We start from the raw sequence: 17,764 nt of genomic DNA on the forward strand, positions 1-17,764 counted from the left end.
TTCCGCCTTCCAGGTTGCTCTTGGCACGCCGAGCAATTCATGCAGTATATCGTCATGATCGCGTCATCATTGACCTGCGATTATTAGCTTGCCTGAAAGTTTTCCGCTGGCCGAATTGATGGATCGCCTGAAAGGGCGAGAAACACCATGATCGATGAAGCGGCTGCAACGTAAGACCAGACGTAAATCCTGGTTCATAAACGGGATCGACGTTTATGCCGCTCCCTTTACTTGAACAGTTGAGCTGTAATCGACCGGAATGTGTGGCGTTGACGGGCGGAATTGCTCTGACGCTCCCTCAATTTCGGTTGCCAGATACCCGATAGGGTTGCATAGTCGAGCAGAAAATCACACGGGAGGTAGAAATGGCAAACCACAAGCCGGTCGCAGGTGATGTATACCAGCCTATTTTCAACATCGACAACCCGATCGACGGCAACATCCTGGACAATACAAGTTCGGTGGATGCCGACGGAGATCAGGTGCGTCTCAACTTCGTCAATGGACAGCGAATTCCGCAACCGGCCGATCCGAACGGGCCTGCCACGACCACCACAGTCGAGGGAAAATACGGCACTCTGACCGTCTATTCCAACGGTAACTACACCTATGAGCTCGATCACACCAACCCGGTGGTATCAGCGCTCGGCCCGGGAGACCAACTCGTCGACCAGTTCAATTTCAAGATCTCGGATGGCAAAGGCGCCACCGATTTCGGCTTGCTCAACATCGCGGTCGACCTGCCGGAACGCGGCGACGTCTTCGTCAATTTCGAGGATGTCGGCAACCACGACTTCCCGACGGGCTACAAAGGCTTCGATTGGGGCGCCTGGTACGATGGTGACGACGCGACTGTGCGGGAGGAAGCGGATGGCAACCACTATCTGGGAGGAGGCGTGTTCTGGACACCCATCCAAGCCGCCGATGGCGGCAACTTTCAGATCGAGCAATTCAGTGTCGCAAACGGCACATCGGACTATGACAACGTTCTGACGATCGAAGGTAAGCTGGACGGCGATACCGTATTCTTGGTCACAGTCAACGTCACCGCCGACAGCATTCATGACCCGCAAGTGATCGATCTCAGCGCCTACGGCGAAATCGACTCTCTCGTGCTCGACACCGAACCGGTCATCAACGAAACGAGCGGCCCGGATTATTACGGCGCGCAATACGACAACTTTCATTTCATCGTCTGATTGATGGGGAAAGGGCGCCGCATCACCGAAATCTGTGCACCTTCACAGACTGCGCTCTGCGGCGCCTATCTGGGTACCAATTTCTTGCGATAGCTGACGGGCCTGCATCTTGCTAGCATTGGATCGTTCGAGGGGGCACGATTATGCTGGGATGGAGGAAATGATGCAGCCAGTCGGGATCAGGTTAGCGGCGGTCATGTTCTCGCTCGCCGTATGGGCTATTATTATCGCTGTCGCATCCCACCTTTGGGCGACGAAGATGCCTCTGTTGCTTCTGACGCTCTACAGATAGGCCTGTCCTCAGCGTTGGCGGGAATCCTGCAGATCAGGGCCGGACTGGTTTTGTCCCCTCACCGCCACGTTTGGTGGTTGCCACCAGTGTGCCATCACGCCAAAAAAAGAGGCCGTCTTTTCGGCCTCCAAAATTCGCATTTTATGTAATGAAAACAGATGGTAGCGGAGGAGGGATTTGAACCCCCGACACAAGGATTATGATTCCTCTGCTCTGACCTACTGAGCTACTCCGCCACTGGTCAACGACACCCGCTCGCGAAGCGATGCCGGTTCGTGGGATGAGCGGCTTATAAGGTGCGCTTCGGCTTTGTGTCAAGCGCATGATCGAGAAAAAGGGTGGGCTTTACCGCCTCCTGTTTCCGATCGGTTTCAGGCGGCGACGGGGCTGGCCAAAAGGGCCTTCAGGCAGGCTTCCGCCGAAGGTTCACGCTCGGAGCGTTCGATGAAACCGCCGCCGAAGACGCGGGCGTTGTCGCCGGGCGCGGAATAAAGCGCGCAGGCCTGGCCGGGCGCGATACCCGCCTCGCCGACCGTCAGGTCGACATAGGTGCCTGTTGCATCGATATGCAGGACGGCGGGCGCCGGCGCCTTTGTCGAGCGGACCTTGGCGTAACAGGCAAAGCCCTTGCCGGCGGCGGCTTCCGCAAGCGTCTCGTCACCCAGCCAGTTGACGTCACGCAGGTAAACGCGGTGCGTTTCCAGCGCCTCTTTTGGCCCGACGATGACGCGGCGCGAGCGAGCATCGAGAAAGACGACGTAGAGCGGCTCGCCGGTGGCGATGCCGATGCCGCGGCGCTGGCCGATCGTGAAATGCAGGATGCCCTCATGGGTGCCGAGCACGCGCCCATCGAGATGGACGATCTCGCCGGCGAGCGCCGCATTCGGCTTCAGCTTGGTGATGACGTCGGAATATTTGCCCTGCGGCACGAAGCAGATGTCCTGGCTGTCGGCCTTCTTGGCAACGACGAGCCCCATCTCTTCGGCGAGCCTGCGGGTCTCGGCCTTCGGCAGGCCGCCCAGGGGAAAGCGGAGATAATCGATCTGTTCCTGCGTCGTGGCGAAGAGGAAATAGCTTTGGTCGCGGTCGGCATCGGCCGGGCGGAAAAGCGCGCGGCGGCCGGGATTGTCCGGCGAAGGATTCCGTCCCGAGCGGATATAATGGCCGGTCGCCAGCGCATCGGCGCCAAGCTCCTTGGCGGTCGCCAGAAGATCGGCGAATTTGACGGTCTGGTTGCAGGAAACGCAAGGGATCGGCGTTTCGCCCGCCACATAGCTTTCGGCGAATGGGTTGATCACCGTCTCACGAAAGCGCTTTTCGTAATCGAGCACGTAATGCGGAATGCCGAGCGTTTCGCAGACGCGGCGCGCGTCGTCGATATCCTGGCCGGCGCAACAGGAGCCGGCGCGGTGAACGGCGGCGCCATGATCGTAAAGCTGCAGCGTAATGCCGAGCACATCATAGCCCTGCTGTTTGAGAAGGCCGGCGACGACGGATGAATCGACGCCGCCCGACATGGCGACGACGACGCGGGTCTCTTCCGGCTTCTTGTCAAAATCCAGTGTGTTCAACGATGGTGCCAATTCTGCGCGGTCACGATCCGCCCTTGCGCTGCAATTGCGGCGGATTGCTGATCTCCGGCGGGATCGGCCGCCGTCTCTCGATGAGGCACCGATATAGAAAGGATTGTCCTTGGGCGCAAGGGGCAGCCTTCGGGCGCCGATATTTCGCATTCCCGCCTGAAGAGAAGGCGCAGCCGAAGCCGCGCCTTGGAGCAGGGGGTGCGGCTCAAGTGCCGATCAGCTTGTTGCAGGCGAATGCGATGCCCGGATTGGCGATAATGGCGGTTACGAGCGCCAGTCCGATCATCGATAATGAATAGCGTTTCATAGACATCCTCCTTTCCAGCCCACGACAATTATGCCGCTTCTGCCGGCTTTCTCAAAATGACGAATGCTTGATGGCATCCGGCGAATACCTTTCCCTGGACGCCACTGCCAGCTGTCGCTTAAGCGACTCTATCTGCGTGACGAAGCGGCCTTCAGCGCGCGGCCGTGGATCAACGCCTCTGCCTCGTGCTGCGGCATCGGCCGGCCGATCAGATAGCCCTGCACCTCACTGAAACCTTCGGCACGCAGCTTCTGCAACTGCTCTTCCGTCTCGATCCCTTCGGCCAGCGTCGTCGCGTTGAAGCCGGAGCCGATGCCAACGACGGCACGCACGATGGCGAGATTGCCCGCATCCGTCTCGATGCCCGAAACGAAGCTGCGGTCGAGCTTGATCTTGTCGAAGGGGAAGGATCGGAGATAGCTCAGCGACGAATAACCGGTGCCGAAATCGTCGATGGCGATGCGGAGGCCGAGCTCCTTCAATGCGCGCAGCCGCGGCAAGCTTTGGTCGGCGTCGGTCAGGAATACGGATTCGGTGATTTCGATTTCAAGCCGGTCGGCATTGAGGCCCGTCTCGTCGAGCGCCGCGACCACGGTCGAAAGCAGGCTCGCATGCCGAAACTGGCTGACGGAGAGATTGACGGCGATCCTCAGATGGGCGGGCCAGCCGGCGGCCGCGCGGCAAGCTTCCCGGATCACCCAGTCGCCGATCGGCACGATAAGGCCGGTTTCCTCGGCGAGCGGAATGAATTCCATCGGCGCCACCAGACCGCGCTTGGGATGGCGCCAGCGGATCAGCGCTTCGAAGCCAGCGATGCCGTCATTGTCGAGCTGCACGATCGGCTGGTAATGCAGCTCGAACTGGCGCTTCTCCAGCGCTTCCCACAGCTCGGCGGTCATCACGTGCCGGCGTTCAGCGGCAAGCCGCATCTCCGTCTCGTAGAAACGATAGGTCGAGCGTCCACTCTCCTTGGCGGCATAGAGCGCCAGATCCGCATGCCGCATCAACACATCCGCGTCGCCGGCATGGTCGGGCGCCAAGGCGATGCCGATACTGCAGGTGACATGCTCCCGGGCGCCGTCGAGATCGAAGGCATGGCTCAGCGCCTTGAGCAGCCGCTGCGCAAAACGGCCGGCCCGTTCCGGCTCGTCGAGTTCCAGCACGACGGCGAATTCGTCGCCGCCGAGACGGGCAACCAGATCGCCCTCCTCCGCCAGCTGAAGCAGCCGCTCCGACACTTGGCAAAGCAGCGCATCGCCGGCGGCATGTCCCTTGCTGTCGTTGATATGCTTGAAATGATCGACATCGATATAAAGCAGCGCGATCGGGCTGTCGGCGGTCGCCTCGACCGCCCGCTGGTTGATGTGCCTGGAAAACGCCGCCCGGTTCGGCAGGCCGGTGAGCGAATCGTGCATGGCGAGATGGGCAAGCTTTGCCTCGACGGTCCGCTCCTCCGTCACGTCCTGCGAGATGCCGAGCAGATAACGCGGCGCATGGCCCTCGGGCGTCGGCAGGGCGCGTTTGACGGTGCGCAAGAGGCGTGGCGCCCCATCGGCGCGCAGCATCGTCTCCTCAAAGCTGATCGTCGCATTGGCTTTGAAGGCCCGGCGATCCTGCTCGCGAAAGGCGTCTGTCTGACTGGGGGAAAACAGCGCCCGGTCGGTTCGGCCGACCACGTCCTCCGCCCTCATGCCGACGATGTCGCCGCAGGCCTCGTTGAAGAGAACGTAAAGCCCGTCCGCTTCCATGTCCTTGACGAAGACGCCGACCGGCAGGTTGTCGACGATGCTGTCGAGAAGCGAGCGCGTATCGCTCATCTGGCGTCTGGCGGCGTTGACCTCGCTGCGATCCTGCACGATCGCCAGGATTGCGGCCCGGTCCTCGAAACGCACTTCTCGGCCATAGGTCAGCACTTCGAAGGTCTCGCCGCTCGCCTTGAGGTGAACCCAGCGTTCCGCCTTTTCCATGTCGGTACGGCCGCTGACGGCGTCGATCATCCGCTCCCGCTCATGCTCGGGACGGATATCCAGAACCGTCATGCGCCGGTACTCGTCCGCCCCATAGCCGTAAAGTGCTGCTGCCGCCTCGTTGACGATGAGAAAGCGCAGCGATATCGGATCATAGACCCACATCGGCGACGGATGCGTTGCAAACAATGACCGGAAGTCGTCGTTCGGTGCTTCGGTCTGCTCGGGCTTCTGCAAGGGGGCCATCGAAATTCGCGTGCGGTTGATGCCGATGACAGGGATATACTGGGAAAAGTTAAATAAAATCAGAATCATACTCAGGGTTAAACTTTAGGCTTTCGCCTTCAGAATGTGCAAAAACGGCGGTTTGCCATCGCGATCTCGGTCCTCGATAAAATATTTGAGGCACCGTGGAACAATTCCTTCGATCGTGCGTTCTTGGGCATCGAAGTCGCAATCGAATTGCTGAGGAGGGTTTCATGGGCAGGTTCGGCACGACGACGGATTACAGCAGGATCAGACACTGGATCGAGGAGCGCGGCGGCCATCCCGCCCGGATCAAGAACGCACCGGACAGCGAAACCGTCCGCGTCGATTTTTCCTCTGAAACGCAGGAAGAGATTTCCTGGGACGAATTCTTCCAGGGTCTCGACGGCAGCAGGCTCGCCTTCCTCCACCGCACCAAGGCTGAAGACGATGTCGCCCGTTTCGGCAAAATCCTTCGTCGGAAACGCCGGCACCACTAAATTCACTGGTTCCTGACACGGAAAAAACCCGGCGCCGTTTCCCGCGCCGGGTTTTTCGTTCTTCCTTGATCGAGATTCCAGAGAAGGAAACTCAGTCGATATTGAAGGTCAGCGGCTTTGCCTGGCGAACCGCCTGGTGGGCGGTCAACTCAGCAAGCACGGCGTCATCAACCTTGCCGTCGACATAGAGCAGCGCGATGGCGTCGCCGCCCTGCTTGTCACGGCCGAGCTGGAAGTTGGCAATGTTGACGCCGGCAGCACCAAGCGTCGTGCCGATGAAGCCGATCATGCCGGGGACGTCGGTATTGGTGATATAGATCATGTGCGAGCCGACATCGGCATCGAGGTTGATGCCCTTGATCTGGATGAAGCGCGGCTTGCCATCCGAAAACACCGTGCCGGCAACCGAGCGCGTCATGCTTTCCGTCGTCACCGTCAGCTTGATATAGCCGTCGAAGACACCGGTTTTGTCGCGCTTGACCTCGGAAAGCACGACACCCTTTTCCTTGACCATGATCGGCGCCGAAACCATGTTGACGTCGGCAACCTGCGGGCGGATGAGGCCGGCGAGCACAGCGCTCGTCAGCGCCCGCGTATTCATGTTGGCGGTGATGCCGTCATAGAGGATTTCGATTTCCTTGATCGGCTCTTCGGTGACCTGGCCGACGAAGGCGCCGAGAACGTCGGCAAGACGGATGAAGGGCTTCAGGATCGGCGCTTCCTCAGCCGTGATCGACGGCATGTTGATGGCGTTGGAGACCGCACCATTGACGAGGTAATCCGCCATCTGTTCGGCCACCTGCAAAGCGACGTTCTCCTGAGCCTCGGTCGTCGAGGCGCCGAGATGCGGCGTGCAGACGACGTTCGGAAGGCCGAAGAGCGGGCTTTCCTTGGCGGGCTCGACCTCGAACACGTCGAAGGCTGCACCCGCGACATGGCCCGACTTGATGGCCTCGGCAAGCGCTGCCTCATCGACCAGGCCGCCGCGGGCGCAGTTGATGATGCGCACGCCGGGCTTGGTCTTTGCCAGCGCTTCCTTGTTGAGGATGCCGCGCGTCTTGTCGGTCATCGGCACATGCAGCGTGATGAAGTCGGCGCGGGCGAAAAGCTCTTCCAGCTCCACCTTGGTGACGCCCATCTCTTCGGCGCGCTCCTTGGAGAGGAACGGATCGTAGGCGACGACGTGCATCTTCAGGCCGATGGCCCGGGCGCAGACGATCGAACCGATATTGCCGGCGCCGATGACGCCGAGCGTCTTGCCGGTGATCTCGACGCCCATGAATTTCGACTTCTCCCACTTGCCGGCCTGCGTCGAGGTATCGGCTGCCGGAAGCTGGCGGGCGACGGCGAACATCAGTGCGATCGCGTGTTCGGCCGTCGTGATCGAGTTACCGAAGGGCGTGTTCATGACGATGATGCCGCGGCGCGAGGCGGCCGGGATATCGACATTGTCGACGCCGATGCCGGCACGGCCGACGACCTTGAGGTTCGTCGCCCCCTCGATAATCTTTTCCGTCACCTTGGTGGCGGAGCGGATGGCCAGGCCATCATACTTGCCGATGACTTCGAGCAGACGGTCTTTGTCCTTGCCGAGCTGCGGTTCGAAATCGACTTCGACGCCGCGGTCGCGGAAGATCTGGACGGCGGTTTCCGACAATTCGTCGGATACGAGAACGCGAGGTGCCATGAGGGCCTCCTTCAAAAGTGTTCAGCGATGAATGAATCAGGAATGCTGCTCCGCCCTATGGCGGAGCCGAATGCGATCACCTCAGGCGGCGGCCTGATTAAGCTGCGCCTTCTGCGTTTCGAAGGCCCAGGAAAGCCAGGGCATTAGCTTCTGCATGTCGGATGCCTCGATCGTGGCGCCGGCCCAGATGCGCAGGCCGGACGGCGCGTCGCGGTAGTGGCCGACGTCATAGGCGACACCTTCCTTTTCCAGGAGGCCGACCAGGCCCTTGGCGAAATTCGCCTGGCCGTCGTCGTCAAGCGCTGCGATATCCTTGTCGACGATCTTCAGGCAGACGGACGTGTTCGAGGCCGTTTCCGCCTTGACGGCAAGGTTGGCGATCCAGTCGTTAACCGCGACGAAATCGTGGATGACCTTGGCATTGGCGTCGGCACGCGCGATCAGCCCCTTGAGGCCGCCGAGGCCCTTAGCCCAGACAAGCGCATCGATATAGTCCTCGACGCAGAGCATCGACGGCGTGTTGATCGTCTCGCCCTGAAAGATACCTTCCGTCAGCTTGCCACCCGAGGTCATGCGGAAGATCTTCGGCAGCGGCCAGGCCGGCGTATAGGTGACCAGACGCTCGACGGCGCGCGGCGAAAGAATGATGACCCCGTGCGCGCCCTCGCCGCCCAGAACCTTCTGCCAGGAGAAGGTGACGACGTCGAGCTTGGCGAAATCGAGTGCCTGCGCGAAAGCGGCCGAGGTGGCGTCGCAGATCGTCAGGCCCTTGCGGTTATCAGGGATGAAATCGGCATTCGGCACGCGCACGCCTGAGGTGGTACCGTTCCAGGTGAAGACGACGTCGCGGTCGAAATCGACGGCGGAGAGATCGGGAAGCTCGCCGTAACCGGCTTCGAGCTTGCGCACATCCTTGAGCTTCAGCTGCTTGACGACATCGGTGACCCAGCCGGCGCCGAAGCTTTCCCAGGCGAGCATATCGACGCCGCGTTCGCCAAGCAGCGACCAGAGCGCCATTTCGACGGCGCCGGTGTCGGACGCCGGAACGATGCCGATGCGGTAATCCGCCGGCACTTCGAGAATTTCACGGGTAAGGTCGATGGCCTGCTTGAGCTTGGCCTTGCCGACCTTCGCGCGGTGCGAACGGCCAAGGGCCGCGTCGGAAAGGGCTTCGAGCGACCAACCGGGGCGCTTCGAGCAGGGGCCAGAAGAAAAATGGGTATTGTGCGGACGGATGTCCGGCTTTGCGGTCTTCGCCATGATGCTATCCTCTCAGATAGAAAGCCCTTCGTTGGGGAAGGGTGTCCCGCCGCCGTGTGTATGGATCCGGCGCGTCATAGTCAAGATCGAAGTGTCGCGGGGGGAACATATTTTGACGCAGAGCGGTAGGGCCGCAATACGAAAAGCCGCCCGGTTGGGGCGGCTTTCAGATGTCTGGGAATTGGACTTACTTGTAGACAGGCTGCTGCAGCGGGATTTCCGGCGGCGGTTCGTAGCTCGCCTGGGCGCAGCCGCCGAAGAGATAGCGGGCACCGACGCGGGCTTCGTGAACGCTGAGACCCTTGTCGCGGCCCGGGCCGCCATTGTCGGCATAGCCGAACATGTTGCCGCCGTCGATATGCAGGTAGCGATAGCCGACATCGGCCTTGACGTTGCAGGTCACGTCGATCGAAGCGCCGGCCATGAGGGCGTAGGTAAAGCGCCAGTTGCCCTTGCCGCCATGGGTGACCTGGTCGTCGCAGAAGCTGCCGTCATCGGCGCAGGCGACGTTGCGCAGGTTCTTCCACTTCACGTAAGAACCACCGATACCGGCGCCGACATAAGGCGTGACATAGCCGTAGGTGCCGAGATCGACATAGGCATTGGCGAGCAGCGTATAGGCTGTCAGCGAAGAGCGGTCGCTCGAGGTGCAGTCCACCAGCGGAAAGCCGCACTGCCCAACCGTCGAGCCCTTGAAATCTGCCTGGGTGAGATAGTCGAAGGTCAGATCGGTGCGCAGATAGCTGTTGATCTGATAACCGACACCGCCGCCGACCGTCCATGCGTCGTCCAGGTCGGCACGGTCGAAATCGACCTCCGTGGCGTTGCTGCCCTGGAAATAGCGGGCGCCGCGCAGATCGGTGAATGCATAACCGACATCGCCGCGCAGGTACCAGCCGGTCGCTTCGGTGACCGTCACCTCAGGCGGCTGCTCCGGGATAGGCTCGGCAGGGGCGAAGTCCGCGGAATAGGCGTTTGTCGCAATCAACAATGCGGCGAGGACGCCGGACAAGCTTCTTTTCATGGATCCCACTCCAAAATCTCGTTGCGTCGGCAGGCTCAATCGCCGCCAATCTGGTACGCTTCGTATGGATAATGAATTGGAAACGTTAAAAGCTGCTTAACTATAAATGGGAAGAAACGTTAAGAGAGAGATTGGCGGGGCAAGTTCCTCGATATGGTGAAACTCGGCCAAAGGCTGACAGCCCCGGATCTGCCGAAGACCACCAGCCGCAACGCCAAGAACCCCGCCCCGTCAGATCGATCGGCCGCTCCAATCGGCAAGTCTTGCTGTTACTTCCATTGCGTCGCGTTTTCGGCAGCGCAGCCGTACGGGGGTAAGGAAGTGCCAAAGGTCGTTTTGAGCTTGTCACAGCCCCAGGCATTGATCGGGCCTGGCATGGCATTGTTGAGCGTTATGCCAATTTCATCGTAAGGGCTGTCGGTGTTGGTGATGTAGCGGTACCAGCGGAAACCGGTAAAGACGACGAACGCGAGAGCAATCGTCAGCAGCAGGCGCACCACTTTTTTCATGATATTTCCTTTGAATGCAAACGCCGCCGTGTAGCATCCGCGTGTGGAAGTTGACAGCGCTGTCACCAAGGCATCGGCAAATTTCCGAGGATGCGGCTGCCGAGGCTTGCTCCCTACCGGAAGCCAAGCTGGCAAGTCACTGACATATTGTCTTCGGAAGAGCGGAATCGGTTCCGGCGGGAAGTCGATCCGGAGTGGATCTTCGAACCGAAGGCGCCAATAACGAAAAAGCCGGCACTTGCGCACCGGCTTTTGACATTTCGTCCCGAAAAATCAGGCAGCGGTCCGGACGTTCGAGATCGTGCCGATCAGCTCGTTGACGATGCGTTCGATCTGGGCGCGGTCGTCACCCTCGGCCATGACGCGGATCAGCGGCTCGGTGCCTGAAGGGCGGATGACGAGGCGGCCGTTCCTGGCAAGCTCGGCTTCGGCATCGGCGATCGCCTTCTGCACCTGGATATCCTCCAGCGGCTTGCCGCCGCTGATGCGGACATTGCGCAGGAGCTGCGGCACCGGCTCGAAACGCCGGCAGACCTCGCTGACGGTCCTGCCGGTGCGCTTGACCGCGGCCAGGATCTGCAAGGCGGCGACGAGACCGTCGCCGGTCGTGCCGTAGTCCGAAAGCACGATGTGGCCGGACTGTTCGCCGCCGACATTGTAATTGTGTTGGCGCATATGCTCGACGACATAACGGTCACCGACCTTCGTCCGGGCAAGGCCGAGGCCCTTGTCCTCGAGGAAACGCTCGAGGCCGAGATTGGACATGACGGTCGCAACGATACCATTGCCGCGCAGCTGCTGGCTCTCGGCCCAGCTCTCGGCGATGACTGCCATCAGCTGGTCGCCGTCGACGATCGAGCCGTTCTCGTCGACGATGATGACGCGGTCCGCATCGCCATCGAGGGCGATGCCGATATCGGCGCGCACCTCATCGACCTTCTTCTGCAACGCGACGGGGCTGGTGGAGCCGCAATTGAGATTGATGTTGGTGCCGTTCGGCTCGTTGCCGATGGTGACGACCTCGGCGCCGAGCTCCCAGAGCACTGCCGGCGCCACCTTGTAGGCAGCCCCATTGGCGCAATCGATGGCGATCCTCAGGCCTTGCAGTGTCACGTCGCGCGGCAGCGTACGCTTGGCATGTTCGATATAGCGGTCATGCACGCCGTCGACACGCTTGGCGCGGCCGATGTCGTCGGATTTGGCAAGCTGCGCATTCAGGTCCTTTTCGAGCAGATCCTCGATCTCGGCCTCGATGTCGTCGGACAGCTTGTAACCATCAGGGCCGAAGAGCTTGATGCCGTTATCCTCGTAAGGATTGTGCGAAGCGGAGATCATCACGCCGAGGTCGGCACGCAGCGAGCGTGTCAGCATGGCAACAGCTGGTGTCGGGATCGGGCCGAGAATAAAGGCGTCGAGACCCGCGGCCGTGAAGCCCGCGACCATGGCGTTCTCCAGCATATAGCCGGAAAGGCGCGTATCCTTGCCGATGACGACGCGGTGGCGGTGATTGCCGCGGCGGAAGATCGTACCGGCGGCAATGCCGACCCGCATGGCGAGATCCGGCGTCATCGGGAAGACGTTGGATTGGCCGCGAATGCCGTCCGTACCGAAATAGCGTCTCTTCATCTGCACTCCTGTGCTTTCCGCGCGCCATTCAAGGCAGCGCATCGTTCCAAGCGAATCCGGCTTCAGTGGAATGTCGTCAATCCAGGAGCGTGATTCATGCTCGCCTCAATTCAGCGGAATGCCACAAAATGCGGCGATCAGCACGTAAATTAGCAAGAAAAATGATTATATCCCGTTACCAATAGAAAAGGCCGGATCTCCCACTTCGGAAATCCGGCCTTGTTCAAGGTAGTGCCGCTGTTCAATGCGGCTGCGGTTCGAGGCCGCCTTCGGGCTCGTCACCCTTGGTGGCAGGCCGTGCGCCGGCCTTCGGAACAGCCGAGCCGCGGCTCGGTGGCGAATCATCACCGAGATCGCGGGAAGGCTTTTCGCCGCGGATCAGCGCCTTGATCTCTTCGCCGGTCAGTGTCTCGTATTCGAGCAGACCTTCGGCAAGCACGACGAATTCGTCGTGCTTTTCCGTCAGGATCTTGCGGGCCTGCGTATAGGCTTCATCGATCAGGCGGCGCACTTCATTGTCGATCTTCTGAGCGGTTGCTTCCGAAACATTCTTCGACTGCGAAACCGAGTGGCCGAGGAAGACTTCCTGCTGGTTCTCGCCATAGGCGACCTGACCGAGCTGATCGGAAAAGCCCCACTGCGTGACCATGGCGCGGGCAAGCTTCGTGGCCTGCTCGATGTCGGAGGAGGCACCCGAAGTGATGTTCTCCTTGCCGAAGGTGAGCTCTTCGGCAACGCGGCCGCCCATCATGATGCAGAGGCGTGAGACCATCCACTTGTAGCTCATCGAGTAGCGGTCGCCCTCGGGAAGCTGCATGACCATGCCGAGCGCACGGCCGCGCGGAATGATCGTCGCCTTGTGCAGCGGATCGGCGACGGCGACATTGAGCGCGGTCATGGCGTGTCCGGCCTCATGGTAAGCGGTGAGCTTCTTTTCCGCCTCGGTCATCGCCGAGGAACGGCGCTCGGCGCCCATCATGATCTTGTCCTTGGCGTCCTCGAATTCCTGCATGGTGACGACGCGCTTGTTGCGGCGGGCGGCCATGAGGGCGGCTTCGTTGACGAGGTTCATCAGGTCGGCGCCGGAAAAACCGGGCGTACCGCGGGCGAGGATCTTGAGATCGACATTCGGCGCCAGCGGAACGTTGCGGGCATGCACCTTGAGGATACGCTCGCGGCCGACGATGTCGGGATTCGGCACCACGACCTGACGGTCGAAACGGCCGGGACGCAGCAGCGCCGGGTCAAGAACGTCGGGACGGTTGGTGGCCGCGATCAGGATCACGCCTTCATTCGCCTCGAAGCCGTCCATTTCGACCAGCAACTGGTTCAGCGTCTGCTCGCGTTCGTCATTACCGCCGCCGAGACCGGCGCCGCGATGACGGCCGACAGCATCGATTTCGTCGATGAAGATGATGCAGGGCGCATTCTTCTTCGCCTGCTCGAACATATCGCGCACACGGCTTGCACCGACGCCGACGAACATTTCGACGAAGTCGGAGCCCGAAATTGTGAAGAAGGGCACATTGGCTTCGCCGGCGACCGAGCGGGCGAGCAGCGTCTTGCCGGTACCCGGAGGGCCGACGAGCAGCACGCCGCGCGGGATCTTGCCGCCGAGACGCTGGAACTTCTGCGGATCACGCAGGAATTCGACGATTTCTTCGAGATCCTGCTTGGCCTCGTCGACACCGGCAACGTCTTCGAAAGTCACGCGGCCATGCGCTTCGGTGAGCAGCTTGGCCTTGGATTTGCCGAAGCCCATCGCGCCGCGCGAGCCGCCCTGCATCTGCCGCATGAAGAACAGCCAGACGCCAAGAATCAGAAGCATCGGCAAAAGCGTGCCGAGATAGCTGAGGAAACCCGAAGAGCCGTCCGTTTCAGGACGGGCGGAAACCAGGACATTCTTCGACTGCAGGCGATCGAGCAGGCTGTCGTCGATCACAGGCGAATAGGTCTGGAAGGTGGTGCCATTTTCAACATAGCTTCCGGAGAGACGGTTGCCCGTGACCACGACGTCCTTCACACGGCCCGCATCGACCTCACGCAGAAACTGCGAATAAGGGATTTCGCGGGAGCCCGTTTGCGCCGGCGCCGTCTGAAACATACTGAAAAGGGCGATCAGCAGAAGCGCTATGATCGCCCACAAGGCGAAATTACGTAAGTTAGGGTTCATTGAACTCCCCAGCATGGAACAGCCGCCTCATGGCGACCGTCTTATTCGTTTCTAACATAGGGTTGCGCCGTGCGATTGCCAAGGCGATCCCCTAAGTCAGATGGTTTTTCCGTCAATACTTCTTAAAGGCAGCCTCGCATAGGGCGCCGTCGCGAAAACCGCCGAAAGCCTATTCGCAAAGATGAAGTCAAATCGTGTCAAAAAGCGGTCGAAGGGTGCGAAATAGGGCATGAGCTCGATCATCCGGGAGGATTCCTCAGATAAAGGGGCTCCTTCGGAGGTTAAAGCCGGCGCGGAGGCGATGGCGCGCTTCCATGCCGCCTTGGGAAGGTGATGCATACGCTCCCTCATTCCTGTCCTCGGACTTGATCCGAGGGATGTCACAGGAATCCAGCCACCGCGCGTCTGCGTGGTGATTGACTCAATAAAGCGTGAAGTGTCTTGCGCGCCCAAGGACTTGGGCGCACTGGATTCCTGTGACATCCCTCGGATCAAGTCACAGGACAGGAATGAGGAAGCGTTTGGAGTGGCGGCCTCGACCACTATCGATGTGGACAAACCATTGCACACATAAAACCTTCCATCCCAAACCCCAGCCTCCCCCGATTGCAACACCAGCGGCACTATCCCCCGGCTCTCTCGCGTCAGATAAAGCCCGTCACACCTGAGATCAAAAACCACCCTGCCAGCGGTCATCCGTCCCGGTTCACTGCCGGTGGCAAATGCAAGGATACGCTCCATATGCGCCCTCCCCGGCGCAAACGGTTGCCCGCCGAAAACGGCCGTCAGGCGCCCAAGCGCATAATCGAAGACGGCCCAATCCTGCCTCAAGCCGTCAAGCATCACCTGTCCTAGCAGACCGCCGTGAAGCGTGAAGTAACGATCCAGCCAGTCTGCGCCCTTGGTTGAAAGAGCCAGCCGCTCCTCCCAGGCCGCGCTAATATCCTTCTCCATGCCTGCATCGGCCGAAAGCTGCCGGCGCATCCGCACGCGCTCGTACTTCATATCCTCGTTGCTGGGATCGTCGATCCACGGCACGCCCCGCTCCTTCAGGAAAGCGCGGATATCTGTCCGGGTGGAAAAAAGAAGCGGCCGTAGAATCCAGAAACGCCGGTCGAAGAGCACCGCATCTGCAATACCGGTCGAAACCTGCTCCGTTCGCATCCCACGCATGGCAAGCGTTTCGCGCTGGTCGTCGAACGTATGCCCCGTAACAATGAGATCGGCTTTGAAGTCATTGGCGGCGGTCGCAAGCAGGCCGTAGCGTGCCTCTCGGGCCGCAGCCATGATGCCGGTTTTCGGCTTGTCGCCCTGCCAGATCATGATGATGTGGGGAATGCCAAGCGATGCGCAAAGGGCTGCGACTTTACGCGCCTCGTCTGCGGAGCCGGCGCGCAACGCATGATCAACGGTTGCAGCGCAAAGGGAAATCTTGAGATGGGGCGCGGCCTTCACGGCTTCATCGAGCAGAAGAAGCAGGCCGGTGGAATCGCTGCCGCCGGATATCGCGACGAGAATGCGTGCGGGGCTTTGAAGCGACGTGAGAAACTGGAGGATCGCCAGTTGAGGCGATGCGGCTTCCGGAGACATTCCGGAAGACCTTAGCAGGAGAGGCGCTTCTGTTCGCTCGCAACCTTGCTTATGACGGCACGCGAAGCCTTTGGATAACGCTTCGACACTTCGCGCAGCGTCGCACAGGCCGTCTCGTTATTGTCGAGGGCCGCAAGCGACATGCCGAGCTTCAGCAGCATTTCCGGCGCCTTTTCCGATGAGCCGTATTTCTGATGCGCATTGAGGAAGGTCTTGGCCGCCTCATTGTACTTGCCCTGCGAATAGAGCGCTTCGCCGAGCCAGAAATTGGCGTCCGCCGCCCGCGCGCTGCTCGGGTAGCGGGTGATGTACTGCGTGAATTCCTGTTCGGCCGTGCTGTAATCACCGGATAGCACGTGGCCATAGGCGGCCTTGTACTGGTCGGCCTCGCTGCCAAGCGAGGCGGTCTGCTGCGGTGTTTTGGCATTGGCATCGGGAATCGGCCCGGAACCGATCGTGGCATTTTCGTCGACGCTTCCGCCGATCGGATTGCCATTCTGATCGAAATCGATCGAGCCGAGCTCCTTCGGCGGCTGGCCGAGACCGCTATTCTCCGGCACGCCGGTGGAGGGATCCGTTTCGGCTCCCTGCGGTGCTTGGATCACCTTGGCGATGTCGTCGCCGCCGGAGGCAGCCGGGGCGGCATCGGTCTCGCTCTTCTTGACAGGCGCCTTGACGGCGCCACCGGCGCCCGTCTTTTCGAGCTGCTGGAAGCGGAATTCATTGTCTTCCTGCTGCTTGCGGATCGTCTCCTGCATCTGCAGAAGCTGAAAGCTCATCTCCTCGATCCGGCCGTTCAGCTGCCGCAACTGCTCTTCGAGTTGCTGCACGCGGACCTCCGCATCACCGCTCTGCACCTTGACGACAGGCGGCGCCGCCTGGTTTTCCGCGGATCGGCCGCCGAGATGTAGCCCGAAGAACGAGGCGGAATAGGCCACCCGTTCGCTTCCGGTCACAGCCGCGAGGCACAGCATGCCTGCCACGACAAGTTTCTTCATATGTATCGTCCTGTCCCAGTGATTCTTCGCACCTCGATGGCACGAACAGGAGACTTTTCCAATTGCTTTCAAAAAGCAACGGAGTCTGGCCAAAGTGTGGTCAAAAAGAAAAGGCGGCCCCTGGTGGGACCGCCTGTCGAAAAAGCGAATTGTTGCTCGGCAATTACATGCCGGCGCCGCCAAGCACGGTAACCGCGCGACGATTCTGCGACCAGCAGGAAATATCATCGCAGACGGCGACCGGACGTTCCTTGCCGTAGGAAATCGTCTTCAGGCGCTGCGCCGGGACACCGCGCGAAGCGAGATAGTCCTTGGCGGCAGCCGCACGGCGGGCGCCGAGCGCGAGGTTGTATTCGCGCGTGCCGCGTTCGTCGGCATGGCCTTCGACGGTGATCTGGTAGTTCGGGTACCGGCCGAGCCACTGGGCCTGACGGTCGAGCGTCTGCGAGGCATCGGCGCGGATCGACGAGGAGTCGGTATCGAAGAAGATGCGGTCGCCGACATTGACCGTGAAGTCCTGGGCAGAGCCCGGCGTTGCAGCCCCACCAGCACCGCTGCCGAGGCCGAGGTCGCCGGCGCTGTTCGGCGGCTTCTTGGCGCAGCTTGCCAGCGCGAGGCCGGCGACAAGCGCGATCATGACGGGGTTGCGGGCGAAATTCTGCATGCGGCTCATTGCCGGGGTATGAATTCGGCTCATGGCCGGTCTCCTTGCGATTTCATCAGGGTTTCCGGACAGTAACCGCACTCGGTTAACCGCCCCTCAAAGATTATGGTTAACGATTTGCTACTTTGTCCCTTGGCCG

13 protein-coding genes and 1 tRNA gene are annotated in these 17,764 nt (G+C 60.6%); 2 read left to right on the forward strand and 12 right to left on the reverse strand.

Annotated elements, in window-relative coordinates:
* The first annotated feature begins 365 nt into the window (after nucleotides 1-365).
* The gene (locus HX899_RS04585; protein ID WP_138390900.1) at nucleotides 366-1,199 is read left to right on the forward strand and encodes a VCBS domain-containing protein; all 834 of its coding nucleotides are present in this window, start codon (nucleotides 366-368) and stop codon (nucleotides 1,197-1,199) included.
* A 451-nt stretch (nucleotides 1,200-1,650) separates the two neighbouring features.
* On the opposite strand, the gene HX899_RS04590 is transcribed toward HX899_RS04585, so the two are convergent.
* The 3 genes from HX899_RS04590 to HX899_RS04600 all read right to left on the reverse strand — a co-directional run bounded on the left by HX899_RS04590 (nucleotide 1,651) and on the right by HX899_RS04600 (nucleotide 5,663).
* A tRNA-Met gene (locus HX899_RS04590) sits at nucleotides 1,651-1,727 on the reverse strand.
* 135 nt (nucleotides 1,728-1,862) lie between these two features.
* Entirely contained in the window at nucleotides 1,863-3,062 is a 1,200-nt protein-coding gene (gene mnmA, locus HX899_RS04595) for a tRNA 2-thiouridine(34) synthase MnmA (protein ID WP_181291724.1), read from the reverse strand.
* A gap of 447 nt (nucleotides 3,063-3,509) precedes the next feature.
* Entirely contained in the window at nucleotides 3,510-5,663 is a 2,154-nt protein-coding gene (locus HX899_RS04600) for a bifunctional diguanylate cyclase/phosphodiesterase (RefSeq protein ID WP_181291725.1), read from the reverse strand.
* Between the two features lie 164 nt (nucleotides 5,664-5,827).
* Here HX899_RS04600 and HX899_RS04605 point away from each other — a divergent pair, with 164 nt between their 5' ends.
* Nucleotides 5,828-6,094 (forward strand): hypothetical protein, encoded by a 267-nt coding sequence (locus tag HX899_RS04605; protein WP_011653392.1) that lies wholly within the window; start codon nucleotides 5,828-5,830, stop codon nucleotides 6,092-6,094.
* A 91-nt stretch (nucleotides 6,095-6,185) separates the two neighbouring features.
* On the opposite strand, the gene serA is transcribed toward HX899_RS04605, so the two are convergent.
* From serA to pal, 9 genes are all read right to left on the reverse strand, one after another.
* Nucleotides 6,186-7,781: a phosphoglycerate dehydrogenase gene (gene serA, locus HX899_RS04610; RefSeq protein ID WP_180196186.1), complete on the reverse strand. Its 1,596-nt coding sequence runs from the start codon at nucleotides 7,779-7,781 to the stop codon at nucleotides 6,186-6,188.
* Between the two features lie 81 nt (nucleotides 7,782-7,862).
* Nucleotides 7,863-9,041: a phosphoserine transaminase gene (locus HX899_RS04615; RefSeq protein ID WP_171600610.1), complete on the reverse strand. Its 1,179-nt coding sequence runs from the start codon at nucleotides 9,039-9,041 to the stop codon at nucleotides 7,863-7,865.
* Between the two features lie 187 nt (nucleotides 9,042-9,228).
* A complete protein-coding gene (locus HX899_RS04620) occupies nucleotides 9,229-10,065 on the reverse strand; it encodes an outer membrane protein (RefSeq protein WP_181291726.1) in 837 nt (278 codons plus the stop codon).
* Between the two features lie 269 nt (nucleotides 10,066-10,334).
* Nucleotides 10,335-10,574 (reverse strand): hypothetical protein, encoded by a 240-nt coding sequence (locus HX899_RS04625; protein ID WP_181291727.1) that lies wholly within the window; start codon nucleotides 10,572-10,574, stop codon nucleotides 10,335-10,337.
* Nucleotides 10,575-10,847: 273 nt separating this feature from the next.
* Entirely contained in the window at nucleotides 10,848-12,200 is a 1,353-nt protein-coding gene (gene glmM, locus HX899_RS04630) for a phosphoglucosamine mutase (protein ID WP_029871976.1), read from the reverse strand.
* A 241-nt stretch (nucleotides 12,201-12,441) separates the two neighbouring features.
* Nucleotides 12,442-14,373 carry an ATP-dependent zinc metalloprotease FtsH gene (gene ftsH, locus HX899_RS04635; protein WP_011653398.1) on the reverse strand — a complete coding sequence of 644 codons (1,932 nt, stop codon included), beginning with the start codon at nucleotides 14,371-14,373 and terminating at the stop codon, nucleotides 12,442-12,444.
* A gap of 96 nt (nucleotides 14,374-14,469) precedes the next feature.
* Nucleotides 14,470-15,963 carry a tRNA lysidine(34) synthetase TilS gene (tilS, locus tag HX899_RS04640; protein WP_181291728.1) on the reverse strand — a complete coding sequence of 498 codons (1,494 nt, stop codon included), beginning with the start codon at nucleotides 15,961-15,963 and terminating at the stop codon, nucleotides 14,470-14,472.
* Nucleotides 15,964-15,974: 11 nt separating this feature from the next.
* The gene (gene ybgF, locus HX899_RS04645; RefSeq protein WP_181291729.1) at nucleotides 15,975-16,961 is read right to left on the reverse strand and encodes a tol-pal system protein YbgF; all 987 of its coding nucleotides are present in this window, start codon (nucleotides 16,959-16,961) and stop codon (nucleotides 15,975-15,977) included.
* 163 nt (nucleotides 16,962-17,124) lie between these two features.
* The gene (gene pal / locus HX899_RS04650) at nucleotides 17,125-17,658 is read right to left on the reverse strand and encodes a peptidoglycan-associated lipoprotein Pal (RefSeq protein ID WP_181291730.1); all 534 of its coding nucleotides are present in this window, start codon (nucleotides 17,656-17,658) and stop codon (nucleotides 17,125-17,127) included.
* Between the last annotated feature and the right edge of the window lie 106 nt (nucleotides 17,659-17,764).

Source organism: Rhizobium sp. WYCCWR 11146 (genome assembly GCF_013591995.1).
In the GTDB taxonomy this organism is placed as follows: Bacteria; Pseudomonadota; Alphaproteobacteria; order Rhizobiales; family Rhizobiaceae; genus Rhizobium; species Rhizobium indicum.

Excerpts from the sequence above, each read along its gene's own strand:
- HX899_RS04585 (WP_138390900.1), top strand. The coding sequence starts at position 366 with ATGGCAAACCACAAGCCGGTCGCAGGTGATGTATACCAGCCTATTTTC.
- HX899_RS04600 (WP_181291725.1), bottom strand. The coding sequence starts at position 5,663 with ATGATTCTGATTTTATTTAACTTTTCCCAGTATATCCCTGTCATCGGC.
- HX899_RS04605 (WP_011653392.1), top strand. The coding sequence starts at position 5,828 with ATGGGCAGGTTCGGCACGACGACGGATTACAGCAGGATCAGACACTGG.
- serA (WP_180196186.1), bottom strand. The coding sequence starts at position 7,781 with ATGGCACCTCGCGTTCTCGTATCCGACGAATTGTCGGAAACCGCCGTC.
- HX899_RS04615 (WP_171600610.1), bottom strand. The coding sequence starts at position 9,041 with ATGGCGAAGACCGCAAAGCCGGACATCCGTCCGCACAATACCCATTTT.
- HX899_RS04620 (WP_181291726.1), bottom strand. The coding sequence starts at position 10,065 with ATGAAAAGAAGCTTGTCCGGCGTCCTCGCCGCATTGTTGATTGCGACA.
- HX899_RS04625 (WP_181291727.1), bottom strand. The coding sequence starts at position 10,574 with ATGAAAAAAGTGGTGCGCCTGCTGCTGACGATTGCTCTCGCGTTCGTC.
- glmM (WP_029871976.1), bottom strand. The coding sequence starts at position 12,200 with ATGAAGAGACGCTATTTCGGTACGGACGGCATTCGCGGCCAATCCAAC.
- ftsH (WP_011653398.1), bottom strand. The coding sequence starts at position 14,373 with ATGAACCCTAACTTACGTAATTTCGCCTTGTGGGCGATCATAGCGCTT.
- tilS (WP_181291728.1), bottom strand. The coding sequence starts at position 15,963 with ATGTCTCCGGAAGCCGCATCGCCTCAACTGGCGATCCTCCAGTTTCTC.
- ybgF (WP_181291729.1), bottom strand. The coding sequence starts at position 16,961 with ATGAAGAAACTTGTCGTGGCAGGCATGCTGTGCCTCGCGGCTGTGACC.
- pal (WP_181291730.1), bottom strand. The coding sequence starts at position 17,658 with ATGAGCCGAATTCATACCCCGGCAATGAGCCGCATGCAGAATTTCGCC.